Below are 576 nucleotides of genomic sequence, written 5' to 3' on the forward strand. Positions count from 1 at the left end.
AGTCCGGTCAGCTGTGGCCTGGATATCGTTGTGGCACAGGTTGGTGAGGAGGTTTGGATTCGCATCAGCGAAGTGGATACGGCGAAACCTACAGCGATCTCGCCGCCGAATTCGGGGTGGCCACGAGCACCGCGTGGCGCTACGTCGAGAAGACCGCGAAAACAGAGCCGCTCGCCGAGGATGGAAAAGGATCATTCCATGCCATTGAAGCGGATTCCCTTGTGCTTCCGCCCCACGGGCTCTCTTCCGATCATGATCGGAAGAGAGCCCGTGGCGAGTATGTGCGTGTAGCTCAGAGCGCCTTGAAGGTTCGTGTGAAGGACTTGGGCGCAGGTGCGGTGGGAGCGTTCGGTGTGATCGAAACATGGACCGTGAAGTTCGCTCCGTAGGCGGCCTTGTAGGTTCCGGTCCCTTTGAAGCGCAGCGTCTGGTTGGCGTTGTTCAGCGAGAATCCTGCTGGCAGTGGGGGAGTCTTGGGGCCTTGTGGTGTCTGTCCGCTGACCTGCGCTTGTTTGACCATCTGATAGATCGATTGTTCGCTGCCTGTGCATTCCTGATTCGCGCAAACCCATGGGA

The 576-nt window shown here is 58.7% G+C and carries 1 protein-coding gene; it reads right to left on the reverse strand.

The window, feature by feature from the left end:
- Positions 1-292: 292 nt before the first annotated feature.
- Positions 293-576 (reverse strand): ETX/MTX2 family pore-forming toxin (locus ACX4ZE_RS22995; protein WP_480275551.1); only part of this gene is annotated, 284 nt, incomplete at its 5' end.

Source organism: Nocardia sp. TBRC8007 (assembly GCF_056629435.1).